The sequence below is a fragment of the Pseudomonas sp. PvP089 genome, assembly GCF_017875165.1.
Classification (GTDB): domain Bacteria; phylum Pseudomonadota; class Gammaproteobacteria; order Pseudomonadales; family Pseudomonadaceae; genus Aquipseudomonas; species Aquipseudomonas fortuita.
Genome location: NZ_JAGGME010000001.1, coordinates 6,137,200 through 6,156,209 on the forward strand (window position 1 = coordinate 6,137,200; position 19,010 = coordinate 6,156,209).

At 62.8% G+C, this 19,010-nt stretch carries 16 protein-coding genes and 1 tRNA gene; 4 read left to right on the plus strand and 13 right to left on the minus strand.

Features of this window, described 5'->3' with window-relative positions:
- Window positions 1-314: 314 nt before the first annotated feature.
- Window positions 315-1,991 carry an aryl-sulfate sulfotransferase gene (locus J3A71_RS28085; protein ID WP_016484374.1) on the minus strand — a complete coding sequence of 559 codons (1,677 nt, stop codon included), beginning with the start codon at window positions 1,989-1,991 and terminating at the stop codon, window positions 315-317.
- A gap of 17 nt (window positions 1,992-2,008) precedes the next feature.
- Window positions 2,009-4,345: a TonB-dependent receptor gene (locus tag J3A71_RS28090; protein ID WP_096425452.1), complete on the minus strand. Its 2,337-nt coding sequence runs from the start codon at window positions 4,343-4,345 to the stop codon at window positions 2,009-2,011.
- A 192-nt stretch (window positions 4,346-4,537) separates the two neighbouring features.
- Here J3A71_RS28090 and J3A71_RS28095 point away from each other — a divergent pair, with 192 nt between their 5' ends.
- Entirely contained in the window at window positions 4,538-5,452 is a 915-nt protein-coding gene (locus J3A71_RS28095) for a LysR family transcriptional regulator (RefSeq protein WP_016484372.1), read from the plus strand.
- A gap of 64 nt (window positions 5,453-5,516) precedes the next feature.
- Here J3A71_RS28095 and J3A71_RS28100 read toward each other — a convergent pair whose 3' ends face one another.
- Window positions 5,517-6,422: a TauD/TfdA family dioxygenase gene (locus J3A71_RS28100; protein ID WP_209953531.1), complete on the minus strand. Its 906-nt coding sequence runs from the start codon at window positions 6,420-6,422 to the stop codon at window positions 5,517-5,519.
- A gap of 39 nt (window positions 6,423-6,461) precedes the next feature.
- Window positions 6,462-7,499: an ABC transporter substrate-binding protein gene (locus J3A71_RS28105; RefSeq protein WP_023048650.1), complete on the minus strand. Its 1,038-nt coding sequence runs from the start codon at window positions 7,497-7,499 to the stop codon at window positions 6,462-6,464.
- A 297-nt stretch (window positions 7,500-7,796) separates the two neighbouring features.
- On the opposite strand from J3A71_RS28105, the gene J3A71_RS28110 reads away from it, so the two are divergent.
- Window positions 7,797-9,401 carry an ABC transporter permease gene (locus J3A71_RS28110; RefSeq protein WP_256587408.1) on the plus strand — a complete coding sequence of 535 codons (1,605 nt, stop codon included), beginning with the start codon at window positions 7,797-7,799 and terminating at the stop codon, window positions 9,399-9,401.
- Window positions 9,398-10,261, plus strand: a complete 864-nt coding sequence (locus tag J3A71_RS28115) for an ABC transporter ATP-binding protein (protein WP_016484368.1) — start codon at window positions 9,398-9,400, stop codon at window positions 10,259-10,261. Before J3A71_RS28110 ends, J3A71_RS28115 begins: the two co-directional genes overlap by 4 nt.
- A gap of 66 nt (window positions 10,262-10,327) precedes the next feature.
- On the opposite strand, the gene J3A71_RS28120 is transcribed toward J3A71_RS28115, so the two are convergent.
- From J3A71_RS28120 to J3A71_RS28155, 8 genes are all read right to left on the minus strand, one after another.
- Window positions 10,328-10,615, minus strand: a complete 288-nt coding sequence (locus J3A71_RS28120) for a gamma-butyrobetaine hydroxylase-like domain-containing protein (protein ID WP_016484367.1) — start codon at window positions 10,613-10,615, stop codon at window positions 10,328-10,330.
- Window positions 10,615-11,580, minus strand: coding sequence for a HEAT repeat domain-containing protein (locus J3A71_RS28125; protein WP_016484366.1), 966 nt, complete (start codon window positions 11,578-11,580; stop codon window positions 10,615-10,617). Before J3A71_RS28125 ends, J3A71_RS28120 begins: the two co-directional genes overlap by 1 nt.
- Window positions 11,577-12,428, minus strand: coding sequence for an ABC transporter ATP-binding protein (locus J3A71_RS28130; RefSeq protein WP_096425451.1), 852 nt, complete (start codon window positions 12,426-12,428; stop codon window positions 11,577-11,579). The genes J3A71_RS28125 and J3A71_RS28130 overlap by 4 nt, the downstream gene beginning before the upstream one ends.
- Window positions 12,428-13,210 (minus strand): ABC transporter permease, encoded by a 783-nt coding sequence (locus tag J3A71_RS28135; protein ID WP_096425450.1) that lies wholly within the window; start codon window positions 13,208-13,210, stop codon window positions 12,428-12,430. Before J3A71_RS28135 ends, J3A71_RS28130 begins: the two co-directional genes overlap by 1 nt.
- A gap of 15 nt (window positions 13,211-13,225) precedes the next feature.
- Window positions 13,226-14,632: an ABC transporter substrate-binding protein gene (locus J3A71_RS28140; RefSeq protein WP_096425449.1), complete on the minus strand. Its 1,407-nt coding sequence runs from the start codon at window positions 14,630-14,632 to the stop codon at window positions 13,226-13,228.
- Between the two features lie 118 nt (window positions 14,633-14,750).
- Window positions 14,751-14,996, minus strand: a complete 246-nt coding sequence (locus J3A71_RS28145) for a ferredoxin family protein (RefSeq protein WP_008096634.1) — start codon at window positions 14,994-14,996, stop codon at window positions 14,751-14,753.
- Window positions 14,997-15,158: 162 nt separating this feature from the next.
- The gene (locus tag J3A71_RS28150; RefSeq protein ID WP_095116582.1) at window positions 15,159-16,883 is read right to left on the minus strand and encodes a fumarate reductase/succinate dehydrogenase flavoprotein subunit; all 1,725 of its coding nucleotides are present in this window, start codon (window positions 16,881-16,883) and stop codon (window positions 15,159-15,161) included.
- Window positions 16,880-17,629 carry a GntR family transcriptional regulator gene (locus tag J3A71_RS28155; protein ID WP_016484361.1) on the minus strand — a complete coding sequence of 250 codons (750 nt, stop codon included), beginning with the start codon at window positions 17,627-17,629 and terminating at the stop codon, window positions 16,880-16,882. Before J3A71_RS28155 ends, J3A71_RS28150 begins: the two co-directional genes overlap by 4 nt.
- Window positions 17,630-17,930: 301 nt before the next feature.
- Between J3A71_RS28155 and J3A71_RS28160 the strand changes: the two genes are divergently transcribed.
- Window positions 17,931-18,007: transfer RNA gene (locus tag J3A71_RS28160), tRNA-Arg, on the plus strand.
- 375 nt (window positions 18,008-18,382) lie between these two features.
- Here J3A71_RS28160 and J3A71_RS28165 read toward each other — a convergent pair.
- Complete coding sequence (locus tag J3A71_RS28165; protein WP_209953533.1) at window positions 18,383-18,988, minus strand: hypothetical protein; 606 nt, start codon at window positions 18,986-18,988, stop codon at window positions 18,383-18,385.
- Window positions 18,989-19,010 lie beyond the last annotated feature (22 nt).

The following is a 19,010-nucleotide window of genomic DNA, read 5'->3' on the forward strand; positions in this document are numbered from 1 at the left end:
TTGAAAAGCGCCCAAGGCAGGGCATCGAGCGTTTGAAATCTCAAACGAATGCTAAGCGGCTGCTGGGGTGTTGGACAATAGGCTGTTCGAAAAAAAGAACGAATGGTTGAACAGCCGGGCGGAAATTTCATCATTTGGGTAGTGGCAACCGGCCTCTTCGCGGGCACGCCCGCTCCCACAGGTACTGCACCGAATTGGAGACCGGTGGGGTACCTGTGGGAGCGGGCGTGCCCGCGAAAGGGCCAGTACAGGTTAGACGAACGGGCTGAAGGAAATGTGAAGGGAGGACCGACGGCCCTCCCGAAGGGGATGGATCAGAATGCCTTGGCCAGGTCGATCACCAGAGCCCGGTAGCCAACACTGCCCGGCTGCCGGCTATGCACCTTCAACTCCACCAGCACCTCCTGGGTCCCGCGCCGTACTTCGTTGAGCACGGTGGTGGTCAGTTTCTCGGGGGTCAGGAAGTTCACCGAAGCCGAATAGATGAACTGGGTGTCGGTCTCTGGCCGGTAAGCCACCACCGAGGTCACCGGGCTGTACCACTCGTCGCCACGCTCCTTGCCGTACTCCCACACCTGCTCGACCGTGCCCTTGGCCTCGTCGATACGGTACTCCACCGCCCGGCTGTAGTTGCCGGCAAGCCTGGTTGGCGCAAAGTCGCGCCCCCAGCCGTTATCGAACACCGTCAGCGTGCCTTTGCCGGTCAGCCAGGCGGTGTGCTGGGTCCACGACCAGTCGAAGCTTGCGCTCGCAACCGGCGTCAGCACTTTATCGCGCAGGCGCTCAGGCCAGCCTTGGGGCGAGGCCAGAATCCACTTCACCTGCTTGTCGCGACCAATCTTCACCACGCCCTGATGCCGTGCTGAAACGATGATGCTGTCGTCATCGGCGTCGTAATCGATGGCATTGACGTGTGCCCAGTTGCGCCCGGTACCCACCCCCGGGGTGTCGCCGAAGGGCAAGTCGCCCTCGGCCAGTTCATTCGCCAGACGCTCGTCTTGCTTCTGCACCCCTTCCGGCAACTGGATAGCCGCTTTACCCAACGTTTCCAGCAGATCGCCACGGTAGGGGTCGAGGATCTGGTTGAGGTCCCAGAAGTCCAGTACGTCCCCGGCCTCACTGACCTCGATGATGTGGTCGCGAATCGAACGTACACGTTTGCCGTCGGGGCGCCGGTAGTCGCTGGTGCCCACCCGCAGCAGGTAGGTGCCGTTGGCGGTTTCGCGGATTTCGTGGGAGAAGTCGGCGAACTTGTCGGGCAGGCTGCGCTGCCAGATGCGCCGACCCAGCAGGTCGTACTTGGAGTAGGTCTGGCCCTGGCCCCAGATGAGCTTGCCGTCGCGGGTCTGCTGGAAGCCCATGGTGCCGCCCAAGCCATCGCGACGGTTGGAGTCGTGGATCTGTTCGATATCCAGGTACCAGCGCACATCGCCATTGCTGTCGGCAATCCAGTTGTTGCCCACCTGGTCCCATTCCGCTGCGCCACCCAGGGCATTCCACTTGAAGGCGCGGCCGCCCGGGATGTCACCCTGCAGGTGGTTGAACAGGTACAGGCGCTTTTCAAAGCCTGGCGCTACCTTGACCGGCTGCACTTCCGGCAACGCGGCGGTCTGCCTGGCCACCACCGGCAGGCGCACGGCCGGGGCGTAGATCTGGTACTGCTCGCGAATGCGCTCGCCGTCGAGCTTGTAGGTCACCTCGACCTGGTTGACGTAGTCCGGGTACAGCCCGAATACCGGGATGCCGCCGTAGGTCCACAACGAACGGTCAGACACGTCATAGACAATGTCCACACCGCGCTCGCCACGCCCCAGTACACGCACATGCGCATCACTCAGGCTGCGCCCGCCGTCGCGGATGATCGCGGTCAGCGGCGCCAGGCGGTACGGGTTCACAACCACATCGCCGAGCAGCGCCTCGTCACGCTCGGGAACCTTGGCGGTCAGGCAGGCGCCTTCAGGCAGTGCAGGGGTTTCGGTCTTGGCATTCATGGCAAAGCTCCTTGTGCTCAGAAGTCGTAACGGGCAGTGGCGCCGAAGGTGCGCGGGGTGCCGAGCACGCCGGCATAGCCACCGTTGGCGGAGTTCCACAGGCTGGTGAAGTAGGTTTTGTCGCCGGCGTTTTTCACCCACAGCGACAGGTCGACCACGCCATCGCCCTGGTCCAGGCGCACACCGGCGGAAAGGTTGACCAGCGCATAGCTGGGGATCTGGCCGAAATCGGAATCATCGATGGTGCCCACGGCCTTCGAGCGGAAGGCATAGCTGGCAGTGACGTAAGGCTCGACATGCTCGGTGGCTTGCCACTTGTACTGGGTGTTGAGGTTGGCGATGTACTTGGAGGCGCCGACCACCTGGTGGCCGGACAGGTCGCAGGTGGCGGTGGCATTGGCCAGGCTCACCTCAGGCGGGCATGGGGCATCCTTGTATTCGGTGTAGCGCACGTCGTTCCACGAGCCGTTGAAGTTGACCGTGAGGCCGCGGATCGGCAGCGCCGTGGCTTCGAACTCCAGGCCGCGCGAGCGCACGCTGCCGGCGTTGGCCAGGTACTGCACGCGGTTGATCTGGTCGTAAACGTTGGCCTGGTAGCCATGCACCTCGGCCCAGAACAGGTTGCTGTTGAGTTGCAGGCGACCGTCGAACAGGGTGCTTTTCAGGCCCAGTTCGGCGTTGTTTACCCGCTCGGTACCCACCAGCAGCGAATCGGTGCCCAGCCGTGGTGCAGCGCCAACAGTAAGGTTGACGCCACCAGACTTCTCACCGTGGGTCAGGGTGGCATAGCCCAGCAGCTGCTCGTTGAAACGGTAGCTCAGGCCCAACAGGCCGGAAGGGCTGAAGCTGTACTGGTTGAGGTCGCCCGAATCGTAGGCCCCTATCCGGGCTTGGCGCGCGGCAGCAGCGGCCCCGGTTACAGCGGTGCCGCCGTCAGGTGCGTCGCGGGTCACCCAGGCGCTCTTTTCTTCATAGGTACCGCGCACGCCGGCGGTGAAGTCCAGGCGGTCGGTGACATGCCAGGTGCCCTGGGCGAACAACGCATAGCTGTCGGTATCGATGTGCCCGTCACCAATGCTGTTGACGTTGTTCAGCGCACCGGCCGGTGTGAGGTTCCAGACATCCGCCTGCGGCCCGTAGTAAGTAAAGGATTTGTTGTCCAGGTCCTGCTTGAAGTAATAGGCACCCAGCACGTAGTCGAAGGCGCCACCCGTAGGCGAAGCCAGGCGGATTTCCTGCGAGTACTGCTTGTCACGTACCGAAACCCCGGCGCTGTAGAACACCGGTACGTCAAGACCATCGTCGTTGCGCGGGGTGAAGTCCCACCAGCGGTAGGCAGTGATCGAAGTCAGGGTGAAATCATTGGGCAAGGTCCAGTTGGCCTCCACCGAAGTGCCGCCCTGGAACACCGTCACCTGCTGGTCGGCGTCGAAATTGACCTTGCGATCCTTGCCCGACACCAGCGTCGCGCCCGCCTGGGCGGCCAGGCTTTCGTAGCGGTTGACGCCATTGATGGTGGGGCCGGTGCTGTACAGGCTGAGGATGCCGTTGTTGGAGTCTTCTTCGTTGTATTCGCCAATCCAGCGCAGGTTGAATGTTTCGCTGGGCTTGAACAGCAATTGTGTGCGGAAGCCTTGGCGCTTGCCGCCGTTGAGGTCGTCACCGTTGTGGATGTTCTTCACATAGCCGTCGTCTTCGGTGCGGTAGGCACTGATGCGCCCGGCCAGGGTCTCGCTGATCGGCCCCGAGAAGCTGCCTTGGGTTTGCAGATAGCCGTCTTCGCCAATCGACTGCTGGATGCTGCCTTCGCGGTGGAAGGTCGGCTTGCGCGTAGTGATGTTGAGCACGCCGGCCGTAGTGTTCTTGCCGAATAGCGTGCCCTGCGGGCCGCGCAGCACTTCCAGTTGCTCCACATCCAGCAGGTCGAATACCGCCATGCCGGGGCGGCCGAGGTAGACGTTGTCCAGGTAGATGCCGACGCTGCCCTCCAGGCCATCACTGGCCGGATTGTTGCCCAGGCCACGGATCGAGATGCTCGACTGACGGGCATGCACGTAGGCGACGTTGGTGCTGGGTACCAGTTGTTGCAAATCCTGCACGCGGTAGATGCGCTGGGTTTCCAGGGTTTCGCTGTCCAGCACGCTGATCGGCGTGGGCACGCTTTGCGCGGTTTCCTCGCGGCGGCGGGCATTGACCGTGACGGTGCCGAGCTTGGCCTCCTGCTCCACCGCCGGGGTGGCGCTGACCGGCTCTTCGGCGAAGCTGCCAGAGGACGCCGCCAGTAGCACGCCGGCGGCCAAGGGTTGCAAGGTGAAACGCGACGCGCGCGCAGGCCAACGAGAAAGTCCGGACATGCAAATGCTCCTTGAGGCGTGGGCCCTGGCGAGCATTTCCGTTGGCGGAACCGAATCGCGGTCAGTCGGGCTTATATTCTTTTAAGTGATATAAATATTTGTAATTCATATTTAGTGGAATAAGTAACACCCTTTATAAGGGGACTCACCCTTGTCAGCAATTGCATTTGACCGAAGGTTTTAATGTAGAAAATGCATATCGATCTGCGTCAGCTGCGCCACTACATCGCCCTTGTCGAGCACCGCAGTTTCGTGGCCGCTGCGGCGGCGGTGAACCTGTCGCAATCGGCCTTCAGCCGCAGTATCCAGACCCTGGAGCACAACATCGGCTGCCGCCTGGTCGACCGCGCCAGCAAGGAACTGGCGCCCACCCGCCAAGGCTTGCTGGTGCTGGAGCATTCGCGGCGGCTGGTGCATGGGGCGCACAATCTGGTCAATGAGATCCACCAGTTCAACGGCGCCACGACCGGGGTGGTGCGCTTTGGCTCGGGCCCTGCGCCAGCCGGTGGCCTGGTGCCGCGGGCGGTGGCGCGCTTCGTGGCCGAGTACCCGGCGGCGCGCACCTGCTTCCAGGTGGACAACTGGCAGGCGCTGAACCGCAAGCTGGTTGCCGAAGAGATCGAGTTCTTTGTCGCCGACACGCGCCAGTTCGAGTCCGACCCGGACTATCAGGTGCACAAGCTGACGCCACAACGCTGGCATTTCTGCTGCCGCGCCGGGCACCCTTTGACCGAGCAGGAGGCCGTGCAGGCACGCGACCTGTTCGACTACCCGATGGCCACTACCTTCCGCCCGCCGAACATCCGCAAGATCCTCAGCGACCTCAGCGGGCGCCAGGACTTCTTGCCAGCGGTGGAGTGCGAGCACGGGTATGCGTTGCTGAATGTGGTGATGCATTCGGACACCATCGGCATTGCCTGCAATGCCAATTTGCGGCCGTATCAACGCGAGGGCGGGCTGGTGCAGTTGAAGCTGGCTGACCTGACACCGGAGCAGGAAGAGGCGTGCCATACCCGCTATGGGGTGGTAAGCCGGGTGGGGTATGGCTTGTCGCCGTTGGCGCAGGGGCTGGTCAGGCAGTTGATTGCCTGTGATACCGAAATGTGAAGGCGTGCGAAGCCAGATGTAGGAGCAGCCTTGTGCTGCTCCTACACAGGGTTCTCTACTGGGCTCAGCCCTTGCGGGTAGTCCGGCTCAATTGGCCATCCACGCCCACCGGCACCTCTCCCGCCAAGGTCACACGCCGTACCACCCGTGGCTGGGTCCCGTAGTCATCCACCGCATAATGCTGCGTCGCGCGGTTATCCCAGATCGCCACATCCCCCGCCTGCCAGCGCCAGCGCACAGTGTTCTCCAGGCGCGTCACATGCCCTTGCAGCACAGCAAACAGGTGCTGCGAATCCGCCAGCGAATAGCCTTTGATGCGTTTCACGAAATGCCCCAGTTGCAGCGCCCGCTCTCCGCTGATCGGGTGTACGCGCACCACCGGGTGTTCGGTTTCGTACACCGTGGAGGTGAACACCTTGCGGTAGCGCTCCAGCTTGGCCGGGTCCACGTCGGGCTTGATGCTGGCGTAGTCGTATTCGTTGCTGTGCACCGCCCACAGCTTGTCGGCCAGTTCGCGCAGCGGCTCGGGCAGCTCCTGATAAGCCGCAGCCGTGTTGGCCCAAACGGTATCGCCACCCGAAGCCGGCGCTACCACGCTACGTAGGATCGAAGCCTTGGGGTAGGCGTCGACGAACGTCACGTCGGTGTGCCAGGAGTTGGCCCGCTGGCCTTCGGCGCCATCGAGTTGCAGCAGGTAGCTGGTGCCATCCACCACCGGCACGGTGGGGTGGGCTACCGGCTCGCCAAGCCGTTTGGCAAAGCCTTCCTGGCTTTGGTCATCCAGGTGGGTCTGATCACGGAAGAAGATCACCTTGTGCTGCACCAGTGCAGCCTGGATGGCCTCGATGGTGGCGGAATCGAGGTCGGCGGACAGCCTGACCCCGCGAATTTCCGCGCCGATACGGCCGGCAACCGGGTGAATGTCGAGTTCAAGGGCTTGTGGCGCGGTGGCCAGGGCGGCATTGCTCATGGTCATGGTCCTTGCGGTCATTGTCGGGTTTTTGAAGGTTCAACGGGCGGCCTGCACGGGCTGTTCCTGTTGCAGCGCCGCATCGAGGAAGCGTGGCTCGACCCAGTCGGCTACCTGGAAGCCACGGCGGATCAGGCGCTCCTTGGCGGCCAGGTCTACGCCCTGCTGCAGCTGGCCTACGAAGTCAGCGTCCAGGCGTGGATCGAAGTAATGGGCAAGGTCTTCCTTGGCCAGGTCATCGCTGAGGATGTTGCGCGGCCAGTTGGCGTTGCTGGCCACCAGATCGATATAGGCCTGGCGGTTGTGTTCATCGCGCAGCCAGGCACTGGCTTGCTGCTGGGCATTGATCAGGCGCTGGACCAGCTCGGGGTATTTACGGATGAAATCGCCGGTGCCCAGCAGCACCGCCTGAGTGCTGCCGGCCCCTTCCAGGTCACGCGAATTGACCGGGAGCTCGACCAGCCCGCGCTCTCGCAAAGACAGCAGGTTCGACAAACCCCAGGTGGCGTCGATCTGTTTGGCGGCCAGCGCAGCATTGGCGGCGTTTAAATCCAGGTTGATCACTTTCAGCTCACGCTCGGAAAGCCCCTGGCTGGCCAGGGCGCTGGCGAACGACAGCTGGTTGGCTGTGCCGCGGAACACCGCCACGCGCTTGCCCTTGAGGTCTTGCAGGGTCTTGATGCCAGAGCCGGGCACCACGCCCAGGTAGCTCTTGACCCCACGCACGCCAGCCGACAGCACGCGGGTGTCCAGGCCATTGGCCTTGCCGACGATCGCGGCCAGGTCGCCCAGATAGGCGAAGTCAGCCTGGCCGTTTGCCAACGCCTCGTTCACCACGGGCCCGGCGCCTTTGAAGAAGTGCCAGTCGATGCGGATGCCGTCCTTGGCAAATGCCTTCTCCAGTAGCTGCTGGTCACGCAGCACATCGACCACGCCACCGGCGCTGGGCTTGCTGCCGGCACTGAGGTCGGGCACGGCGATGCGAATGCTTTCTGGCTTGGCGGGTTCAGCCGCGTGGGCACCGAGGGTGAAAGCCAGCCCAAGGGCGGTAATCAGGTGGCGCAACGGGGTTTTCATGGCAAGGCTCCTTGGCAGGCTGCCACCGGCGATGGCCGGCGCTTTGGCCAGAAGCTAGGCAGGTCTGGTTAGAACCTACAAAGATCAAAACTTCATCTTTCAGTAACTGGAAGGCATAAATCAGGCGACATGCGGGGCTGCGGGGAGCTTGCGGAAAACGCATGGAAAATATGAGGAAAACGCAACGCAACAGGGCTTCCGTATGCAGGGAACGCATGCTCTTATCTCTTGAAGATCACTTTATAGTTTTTTTAATTCCATAAGTGAATAACCTAACAACGCTTCGAGAGATGGCCGATGAATGGAGTGCTGAGCAGGAATCGGGGGGGGCCGCTACGCGACCCATTCGCGGCGCAAGGCCGCTCCCACAGGGATCGCATACGCTCTGGGAAACGGGTTCTTCCCTGGTTGTTGCCTGTGATGATTGCACTGCTTTGGGGGGTGGCGAGCCGCCAGCACTGGATGAGCGAGCAGATCCTGCCGGCACCGGCACTGGTGTGGCAAAGCGCACTGGAGTTTGGCTCCGGCGAGCTGTGGGGGCACCTGTGGATAAGCCTGCAACGGCTGTTCTGGGGGTTGGCGGCGGGCATTGCCAGCGGCCTGCTGCTGGGGGTATGGCTGGGTGCTTCGCGCCGGGCGCAGACGCTGGTACTGCCGACGTTCGTGGCGCTTGCCCAGGTCCCCACCCTGGCCTGGATTCCGTTGTTCATGTTGTTCTTCGGCATCGGCGAGCTGCTCAAGCTGGTGGTGCTGGTAAAAGCCGTGGTGGTCCCCGTGACCTTGCACACGCTGGTGGGTGTACGCGATGCCCAGCCAAAACTGCGCGAGGCCGCTGCGGCTCTGCGCCTGCCAAAGCACCTGCTGTTCCTGCGCCTGTTGCTGCCAGCTGCCCTGCCCGCCTTCCTCACGGGCGTGCGCCTGGCCCTGGCTACTGGCTGGACATCGCTGTTGGCGGTCGAGTTGCTGGCCTCCAGCGAAGGGATCGGGTACCTGATGGTTTGGGGGCGACAGCTGTTCATGCTCGACCTGGTGATGCTGTGCATCCTGGTGATCGGCCTGGTCGGCGCCGCGCTGGAGCGCAGCTTCTCAGCGCTGGAAAAGCGCCTGCTGTATTGGCCGCAACCGGCCACTGGCGAGCAGCAGCGCGGGCCTCTGCCGCGCGGCTGGCAAAGCCTGCTGCTGCCACTGGGGATAGTGGTGCTGTGGCAGGCCAGCAACAGCTTCGGCTGGGTTGACCCGAACATCCTCACCTCGCCATTGGAGGTAGTGCGCACGCTGCTCGTCGGCCTGGCCGATGGGTCGCTGCCGCAAGCCTTGTTGCTGAGCCTGCAACGCACCCTGAGCGGCCTGTTGCTGGGCGGCGCCGCGGGCTTGCTGGCCGGATTGCTGCTGGGGCTCTCCAGCACAGCCGAACGCCTCTTCGGGCCGAGCCTGTCGGCCTTGCGCCAGGTGGCGCTGTTTGCTTGGGTGCCTTTGCTCACTGCGTGGTTCGGGCTGGGTGAAGGGGCCAAGCTTGTGTTCGTTGGCCTGGCCGCCTTCTTCCCGCTGCTGATCGCTACCCAGCGCGGTATCGCCAGCCTGTCGCCACAGCTGGGCGAAGCGGCCCGCACCCTGCGCCTGAACCTGTGGCAGCGCCTGCGCCTGCTGGTGCTGCCCGGCGCGGCACCGGCGATTTTCGCCGGCCTGCGCCTGTCGCTGATCTACGCCTGGCTGGGCACCATCGGCGCGGAATACTTCATGCCGTCGGACGGCGGCATCGCCAGCCTGATGATCGGTGCCCAGCAACTGTTCCGCATGGACCAGGTGATGGCTGCCATGGTCCTGATCGGCCTGGTCGGCGCCCTGCTCGGCACCCTTGGACAACGCCTCGAATCGCGCGCTACGCGCTGGAGAACCGCATGAACGCATTCAACACGGCCCACCTGCAGGCGGCCAACCAGCCCAACAGCACCCCGCCTCTGGTCAGCTTCGAGGGGGTCGGCAAGGTGTTCAGCGTGGACGGCCAGCCGTTCGAAGCTATCCGCAACTTCAACCTGTCGATCAACGAAGGTGAGTTCATTGCCATCGTCGGCGCATCCGGTTGTGGCAAATCCACCTTGCTGCGCTTGCTGGTGGGGCTTGATACCGAATACAGCGGCAGCATCCGTGTCGACGGCCAAGCGGTCAGCGGCATTGGTGGCGAACGCGGCATCGTGTTCCAGGAGCACCGGCTGTTCCCGTGGTTGAACGTGGAACAGAACATTGCCTTGGGGCTGGTCAACGAGTCGCTCACCCAGGGTGAACGCGCCAGGCGGGTGCATGAATTCGTGCAACTGGTGGGACTGGTCGGCTTCGAGTCGGCCTATCCACACCAGCTATCGGGCGGCATGGCGCAGCGCGTGGCGATCGCCCGTGGCCTTGTGGCCAGCCCGCGTATCCTGCTGCTCGACGAGCCGTTCGGCGCCCTGGATGCTCTGACCCGCCAGCAACTGCAAGACGAGCTGCTGGCCATTCGCGAACGAGCAGGTATCACAACTTTGCTGGTGACCCACGATGCCGAGGAGGCAACATACCTGGCTGATCGGGTTGTGGTGCTGGAGCCACGCCCGGGCAGGATCAAATCGGTGGTCGAGATAGACCTGCCACACCCGCGGTTACGTACGGGTGTGGCACTGCATGGGCTGCGCGAGAAGGTGCTGCACCAGATCACCGGGGATGGCGGTTACCTGCCACCGCCGGGGCGACGGGTGGAAGGGCTGCGGCCGGAGCTGATTGCATTGTGAATGACCGGCGACAATTTCAGGGCAGATACAAGGCTGCTCCTATAGGGGATGCGGTAGCCTGAGGGATCAGCCTCCCTTGCTGACTAGGTCACGCAAGTAAGCCCAAGGGTAGATCCCGCGCTCATGCCCATCGCTGAACACCAGCTGCACGCCATATCCCTGCGAGGTAATCCGCTCCACCCGCACATCGTCGCGCACCAGGCTGATCCCCCCCGCCAGCCGCGCCGCACGGCATTGTGAGCAAGGGCAAGCACCGCGCAAACGGGTATGGCTGAGGCTGTGCTCGCCGTCTTCCCATTGCAGCAGCAGCTGCCCTGGCCCGCGCAAGTTGCGAATGGCTTGCGGGGCGTTCATCAGGCAGCCCCGCGCAATTGCGCCAGGGCAATCCGTACAGCCTTGCGCACCTCGGGGTCGCTGTCAGCCTCGGCGGCCTGCAGCACCGGCAAGGCACGCGCCTGGCCCAGCTCGCCCAGCGCCAGCGCTGCCTCCTTGCGCAAGTTGGCAATGCCATGGCCCAGCAATAAGCCAAGCGCGTCCAGTGCAGCGGCATAGCGCAGCCGACCCAGTGAGCGCGCTGCCCGCAGGCGGACCTGCCAAAAGTCGTCGGCAAGGGCATCCACCAGCGCCGGGCCTGCTTGGTCCTGACCGACTTTGCCTAACGTGGTGGCAGCTTCCTCGCGCACTTGCCAGGCCTGGTCAGCCAATGCCGTCACCAGCGCAGGCAACACCGAGTTGTCCCGGGCAAGGCCCAGCGCGCCGATGGCCGCACGGCGCACCTCGGTGTCCGGCTCGGCCTGGGCGAGCCCTGCCAGCGCCAGCAACGCCGGCTGGTGCTTGAGCCAGCCAAGAATGCCCACTGCCTCACGCCGCACGGCCGCATCGTCATCGGCCAGCGCCAGCAGCGCTGGTTCGGCAGCATCCTCCAGGCGCAGCTCGCGCAAGGCTCGCAAGGCACTGGCGCGGACGAAGGCATCGGCGTGCTTGACCCAAGGCAGGATCAGCTGACCGGCTTCAAGGCTCTTGAGTTCGCTGAGGCTCTGCGCTGCTGCCAGCCGTACCGGCTCGGCGACATCGGCCAGCGCAGCGCACAGGGCTTGCACAACTTCGGGTTCTTCCCAGGCCTCAAGCAGGCGCGCGGCCTCGGCACGCACCTCGTCGGCGGCGTCCACCAGCAGGGCATCGGTGAGCCAAGGCAAGCCATCCGGGTCTTCCAGGTCGGCCAGCTCGATCAGGGCGATGCGGCGCACGCCAGCGTCGGTGGCATCAAGGCGAGGCAACAGGGCAAGGATGTCGGGGTTGTCGGTCGTTCTGTCAGTCATAGCGCGATCCGTAGCGGTGGGTGGTCGGTGGCCGGCAGGCCCAACGGGGTCAGGCGCGGCAGTTCGCGGCCTTCCTCGTGGCGCAGCAACGCCAGGCAGTGACGCTTGAGGTGGGTGAATTCAGGGGTGGTCAGCAGGCGGGTGCGGCGTGGCCGCGCAAAGTCCAGGCGCATGTCTTCGATAAAGCGACCGGGGCGCGGGCTCATCACCAGAATACGGTCGGCCAGGAACAGCGCTTCGTCGATATCGTGGGTGACGAACACCACGGTGGTACGGATGCTTGCCCAGATATCCAGCAACAGCTCCTGCATGCGTGCACGGGTTTGCGCATCCAGGGCGCCGAAGGGTTCATCCATCAGCAATAGCCCCGGGCGGTTGATCAGCACCCGGGCAATTTCGGCCCGTTGCTGCATACCGCCTGACAGCTGGCTGGGCCAGCGCCCGGCAAAGTCGGCCAGCCCTACCAGTTGCAACATTTCGCGTGCTTGCCGGTGACGTTCGGCCCGGCCCAGGCCCTGCATCTTCAGGCCGAAGGCCACGTTGTCGAGCACGCTTCGCCAAGGCAGCAAGGTGTGATGCTGGAATACCATGCCACGCTGCGGCGACGGACCGGAAACGGGCTGGCCGTCCACCTTCAACTGGCCGCCGCTGGGCACCAGGTGCCCGGCCAAGGCGCCGAGCAACGTTGACTTGCCACAACCAGAGGGGCCGAGGATGCAGACAAACTCGCCAGGCTCTACGGCAAAGTCCAAGCGCTGCACCGCCTCGAACGCGTCGCTGCCGTGCCCCAGGTGTATCGACAGGCCATGCCCTTCGATACGCCCTGGCGCAAGTTGAAAGCTGTTCATCACCCGGCCCTCCGCGTGCGGTACCAGGGCGTGGCCAGCTCGCCGATGCGCTTGACCAGGGCACTGCTACCCATGCCCAGCACGCCGATCAGCAGCATGCCGACGATGATGTCCGGGTAGTTTTGCAAGGTGTAGGACTCCCAGGTGTAGTAGCCGATGCCGAACTGCCCGGAAATCATCTCGGCAGTGACCAGACAGAACCATGAAGTCCCCATGCCGATGGCCAGGCCTGTGACGATACTGGGCAACGCCCCAGGCAATACCACTTCGCGCAGGATCGCCCAGCGCCCGGCACCGAGGCTGCGCGCCGATGCCACCAGCCGCGGGTCGACAGCCTCCACGCCGTGCACGGTATTGAGCAGGATGGGGAACAACGCGCCGGTGAACGTGATGAACACCATCGACAGTTCCGACGACGGGAACATCAGGATCGCCAGCGGAATCCACGCCACCGCCGGAATCGGCCGTAGCACTTCCAGCGGCGGCAGCAGGGTGTCTTCAGCCCATTTCGAGCGGCCGATCAGCAACCCCAGGGCCACGCCAGTCAGCGCCGCAGTGGCATAACCGGCAAATACCCGCGACAGGCTGCTGCCCAGGTGCGCCAGCAGCGTGCTGGAGGTCAGCAATTTCCAGGCAGCTTCCAGCACCGCCTTGGGTGTGGGGACATAGGTGAACGTCAGCAGACCGAGGTCCAGCTTCACGCTTGCCGCCAGTTGCCAGAACAGCAGGCAGGCCAGCAGCGAAGCCAGGCGCAGCGGCCAGCGCTTGAGGTTGCGGGTCATGTCGGTGGCTCCCGGTCAGCGCTGGGCGACCAGCTTCTGGTTGGCACTGACGAAGTCCAGCGCCTCGCCACCATGAGCCTTGGCGTACTGCTCGGCTTGGTCCTTGAGCAGGAACGCCGCCAGTTCGCCGTTGCCGTTGCGCACGAACCAGGCCTGGTTGGCCAGCAACTTGATCCCGCTGTCGGCGGCCTGGGCGTAGATGGCGCGGATGTCCTTGCCTTCCTGCTCCAGTTGGGCCAGGGCGCCAAGGGCCGCTTCTGGCGAAGCGTAGTGGCGTACCTTGTCTTCACCACGCACCCAGACCTGTGCCAGGCGGCTGAAATCGGTGATCGGCTTGCCGGTCAGCGCATCATTGGCTTTGAGCGGTAACGGGTCGTAGTTCTTCAGCGCCTTGTCGTAATCCAGCCCAGCTTCCTTGAAGGCCCCGCGGATGTACTGGTCGTCGATGAACTTGTCGGTGTCCAGACCACGGTCGGTCTTTTTCAGCAGTTTGAGCGTATCGATGGACGTTGCGACTGCCTGGCGATATTCAGGCTTCCAGGTCAGGTCGCGGGTCTGCAGGCCGAGCGGGCCATGGAACAGGTAATTGACCTCGGCTTCGATCCCCGTGACCTTCTCGATCAATTCGCTGTACTTTTCAGGCTCCGCAGCGATCAGGCGGTCGGCTTCAAGGCTGGCGCGCAGGTAGGCGGCGACCACTTCCGGGTACTTCTTCGCGTAGTCGGCATCGACCAGGGCACCATGGAACGTCGGTGCGTTGGCCTGGGCGCCGTCATAGATCTTGCGGGCAAAACCCCGGTTGGGGAACAGCTCGGCGAACGGCACAAAGTCGGCGTGGGCCTCGATGCGGTTGCTGCGCAGGGCGGAACCGGCGATCTCCGGCGCCTGGGCGATGATCCGCACATCCTTCTGCGGGTCCCAACCCTGGGCTGCGACGGCGCGCAACAGCATGCCGTGGGCAGTGGAAGCAAACGGCACCGAAATGGTCTTGCCCTTGAGCTCCGCCAGCGACTGCACGCTGGACGCTGCGGGCACGACGATGCCGTTGCCGCTGCCATGCACGCTGCCTGACAGCACACTGATGAACAGGCTGCGCTTGCCGGCATCCAGGTGTGCAACGCCGTTGAACGACCCCGGGAAGTCGGCCATGGCGCCGAAGTCGAGTTTGCCGGCGACCATTTCGTTGGTCAGCGGCGCACCGCTGGTGAAGTTCTTCCATTCGATCTGGTAGGTCGCATCCTTATACTTGCCGTCGTGCGGCAGGTACTTGTCCAGCAGGCCCAGCTCACGTATCAGCAGGCCGCCGGTGGCGCAGTTGATGGTGGTGTCCTGGGTGCCGATCGCGATGCGGATGGTTTCGGCGCTGGCGTTCAGGCCAGTGAGCGCCAGCGCGAGGCCGGCCACGGTTGCTGCAAGGCGCATGGGTATTTCCCCTCGAATCGTTATAAGAGTTGGCGTCGTCTCCGCCCCCGGCTTGGGTGGTGGGAAACGAGGGGCACAGCAGGAGGGCGTCCGGGGGTTGACCGGATGGCAGGATGAATCAGCGGAGCAGGTACGGAATGTCGACCTTCACCGCGCCAGTGGGGCAATCCTTCTCGCAGGGCATGCAGTACCAGCATTCATCGAAGGCCATGTAGGCCTTTTGCGTGGCTGGGTTGATCGCCAGCAGGTCCATGGGGCAAACCTCGACGCACACGGTGCAGCCTTTTTCGGCGATGCATTTGTCTTCGTCGATGGTGACCGGGGCGCTGCTGCGAAAGAAGATTTCTTGCGGCTGGTAGGCCATTTCACGGAGTCCTTGGGGCCTGTGGCCCTCGTTCTGTTTTTTGCAGAGGCTGATGGCCTCATCGCCGGCAAGCCAGCTCCCACAGGAGGGTGCAGACTTCACCGCCGATGCAGTACCTGTGGGAGCCGGCTTGCCGGCGACTGGGCTGTGAAGCAGCCCCATTCACGCTGCATCAGCCTTCACCCGCAACCGGTCATAAGCGGTCTGCTCATCGGCTTCCAGGGCAATCAGGTAGGGTTCGACAGCCTTCTTGAAACTGGTCATTTCACCGTTCTCACCTTTTTTCAGGTGGCAATGGCAAAACCACTCGCCATCGTTGCGCTCAGGGAAATCCACCCGGTGGTGGTACAACCCCCACCGACTTTCCTCGCGGAACAGCGAGGCGCGCGCCGCCATCTCGGCGCAGTCGCGAATCACTGACACTTCCATCGCACGCATCAGTTCATGAGGGTTGCTGGCTTTCATCTGCTCAAGGTCACGCTCGATCTCGGCAAAGCGCGCCAGGCCAATTTCCATCTTCTTGGTCACCTTGGGCGGCTGCAGGTAATCGTTGACCATGCGCCTGAGCTTGTACTCGACCTGGGCGGGCGGCAGGCCATGCTCACGCTGCAGCGGGGCAAACACCCGCGCGCGCTCGCGCTCCACCTGTGCGGCATCAACCTCGGCGAGTTCGCGCCCGGCCACGTAGTGCGCGGCGTTTACGCCGGCGAACCAGCCATAGGTAAAGGCGCCGAGCATGTAGTTGTGCGGCACCGCAGCCATATCGCCTGCGGCATACAACCCTTTGACGCTGGTTTCGGCCTTTTCATTGACCCACACGCCGGATGCCGAATGCCCGGAGCAAAAACCGATTTCGGAGATGTGCATTTCGACCATGTGCTGGCGATAGTCGGTGCCACGCCCGGCGTGGAACTGGCCACGGCTGGGGCGCTCGTTGCTGTGCAGGATCTCTTCGATATTCTGGATGGTCTCTTCGGCCAGGTGATCAAGCTTGAGGAACACCGGGCCATTGCCGCCTTCGAGCTCCTGGTGGAACTCCCACATCATCTGGCCGCTCCAGTAGTCGCACTCGATGAAGCGCTCACCCTTGCTGTTGGCGGTGTACCCACCCAGCGGACCGGTAACGTAGGCACAGGCCGGGCCGTTGTAGTCCTTGATCAGCGGGTTGATCTGGAAGCACTCGAGGTTGGCCAGCTCGGCACCTGCATGGTAGGCCATGGCGTAACCGTCGCCGGCGTTGGTCGGGTTCTCGTAGGTACCCATCAAATAGCCTGACGACGGCAGGCCCAGCCGCCCGGCGGCGCCACAGGCCAGGATCACCGCCTTGGCCCGCACCACGCGAAACTCGCCGCTGCGGCAGTCGAAGCCCAGCACACCCGCGGCGGCGCCTTCGCCATCGAGCAGCACACGGGTGCAGACCATACGGTTGCTGATCTCGACCCGGGCACGCTTGAGCTGGCGGTACAACACCTTCTTGATGTCGTGCCCTTCGGGCATGGGCAACACGTAGGCGCCCATGTGGTGAACCTTTTTCACCGCGTAGTCGCCCGTCTCGTCCTTCTCGAACTTCACGCCCCAGCGGTCGAGCTGCTCGATGGTTTCAAAACTGTGGGTAGCGTAGGCATGCACCGTGGCCTGGTTGACGATACCGTCATTGGCTACGGTGATTTCCTTGGTGTACTGCTCGGGGGTGGCGTGGCCGGGGATAATGGCGTTGTTCAGCCCGTCCATACCCATGCTGATCGCGCCGCTGCGCTTGACGTTGGCCTTGTCCAGCAGCAGCACGCGCAGGCTTTTGTCCTGCTCCTTGGCCTTGATCGCCGCCATTGGCCCGGCGGTGCCGCCACCGATGACGATGATGTCGTAGTCCTGGGTCTGGATGCTCATGCCTTGCCCCCCTTCTGACGGTCAATGCGCAGGCGGTACTGGAAGGCATCGCCGCGGTAGTAAAGGTGTTCGAAGTCCAGTGGCGTGCCGTCGGCAGCATGGGTCAGGCGCTCGATGCGCATGATCGGGGAGCCTTCTTCAACATCCAGGGCCTGAGTCAGGTCGCTGTCGGCCAGCACCGCATCGATGGCCAGGTCGGCATGGCCAAGGGCGATGCCGCAGTCGTTTTCCAGCAACAGGAAGATGTCGCGGGTGACCAGGTCGGCCTTCTCCAGTTTTTCGCCGACAGCCTTGGGCAGCCAGGTCAGTTCAAGCGATACCGGCTCGCGGTTGATCAGCCGCACCCGGCGGATCTCGGTCACCAGGCTGCCCTCCTCGACCTGCAGCCGGGCGGCCACCAAAGCGTTGGCCGGCACATGGCGCAAGCTACGCAGGCGGTTGATCACCTCGTAGCCCATCTGCGTCATCGACTCACCCAGGCCCTGCAGGGTACTGACGTTCTGGAACGCCTTGGGCTTGGCGACGAATGTGCCTTTGCCGTGGATCTTGAAGATCAATCCTTCCTTCTGCAGGTCGCCCAGCGCCTGGCGCACGGTGATGCGGCTGACGTCGAAAGCCTTGCCCAGCTCGCTTTCAGACGGCATGCGGCTGTGCGGTGGATAAGTGCCGTCGAGGATGCGCTCGCGCAGCAGTTCCTTGAGCTGGGTGTAGAGCGGTACCGGGGACAGGGGGAGCAGTTCGGCCATGGGATCTCTTCGCTGATCTATTACTTGTTATAACAAGTTGTGACCAGAGGATAGTGGGCATAAACCGCCTAGCGGAAATATTCATTTCGCATATGGATAGATGAAATCCTGGCTGTCGGTGCTGGCAACAGAGGAAAAAAGGCCACAGATCAAGGCGATGGACGCCACCGATTCAGATGGGTATCATGCGTGCGCGTTGCACTCGTAGCTCAGCTGGATAGAGTACTGCCCTCCGAAGGCAATACTCATCGAGTTGAGAAGGGTGTCAGCTAATGGTCAAATAGGCCGCCGCAACAATTACGCACCAGTAGCTCAGCTGGATAGAGTACCGCCCTCCGAAGGCGGGGGTCGTGGGTTCGAATCCCGCCTGGTGCGCCATATCTGTATGATTTAAAAGCCTTTTCCTACAGCTCTGCCGATCCAGATCCCGAATTGGCTAATCTCTCAAAATTGATCTCCATGCGGATACTCAGATTGTGGTGAGTACTGCCCGCAGCGCTCCTTTCCGACTCATTTTCGGGCTGTGCCAATTCTGTGCCTAAACCGTGCCTCAAAGTCTGGCCCCCTATTTTGCGAGCGGGGATTTTGAGTACTAGCCATAAAGAGTTGCAGCCACAACGCTCTGTTCTGTTAAGCAAGGTTGCATGGTTCGGCCATTTGCCCGAGAACTGCTGGCCGGCTTTAGCCGTCCCTGCTGATGCTTTGAGCGCCGCCGGCCACCCTCTGGCAGCGCCGGCAGCGAAAAACACATGATCACTCGTGGAGATATGCCCAGCGCCCCAGCAGGGTTTTCGATTCGACCTGGTCGTAATTCTGCTTTGGTAAATAAACAAGTTGGTCCCAGTTCAAACCACTACCCGCTTTGAACAGCAGGGCCCATTGATTGCCATAGAAATCTTTGAGATCCGCCTCGCCCGTTACAATCTCAAGTGGCGGCAGTCTGCCTGGGATCGCCTCGACAAAATCAGGTACAAGTTGTTCCAAGCGCTCAGGTGGCTCTCCGGTTGCCTCAATGTAATGCTCTATCGCAGTGACCAAAACAGCAGCCCGCTCACCCGCCCGTTCATAGCCTTCCATTCTCATTGCTGTTCCCGCCTGCAAACCTGCAAGGCCACCCAGAAGCACACCCAGCATGATGGCCGGGAAATACTCCCGCCACTTTCGGGTGACCAGCATAACCAGCAGCGCAACAAGCACGTGGATGACGGAATAAGCCACTACGAAGAAAACAACCAACTCCAGGCTGGTACGCCCCCACGGCGCGTAACCCAGAAAAGGCAGCGCCCCCATGATCAGACTTGGAACGGCCGCAAGGGATGCTGCCTTGAAAAGGCCGGACTGCAGAATTTTCTTTCGCAATTATTCGTCAACTCTCAAAAGA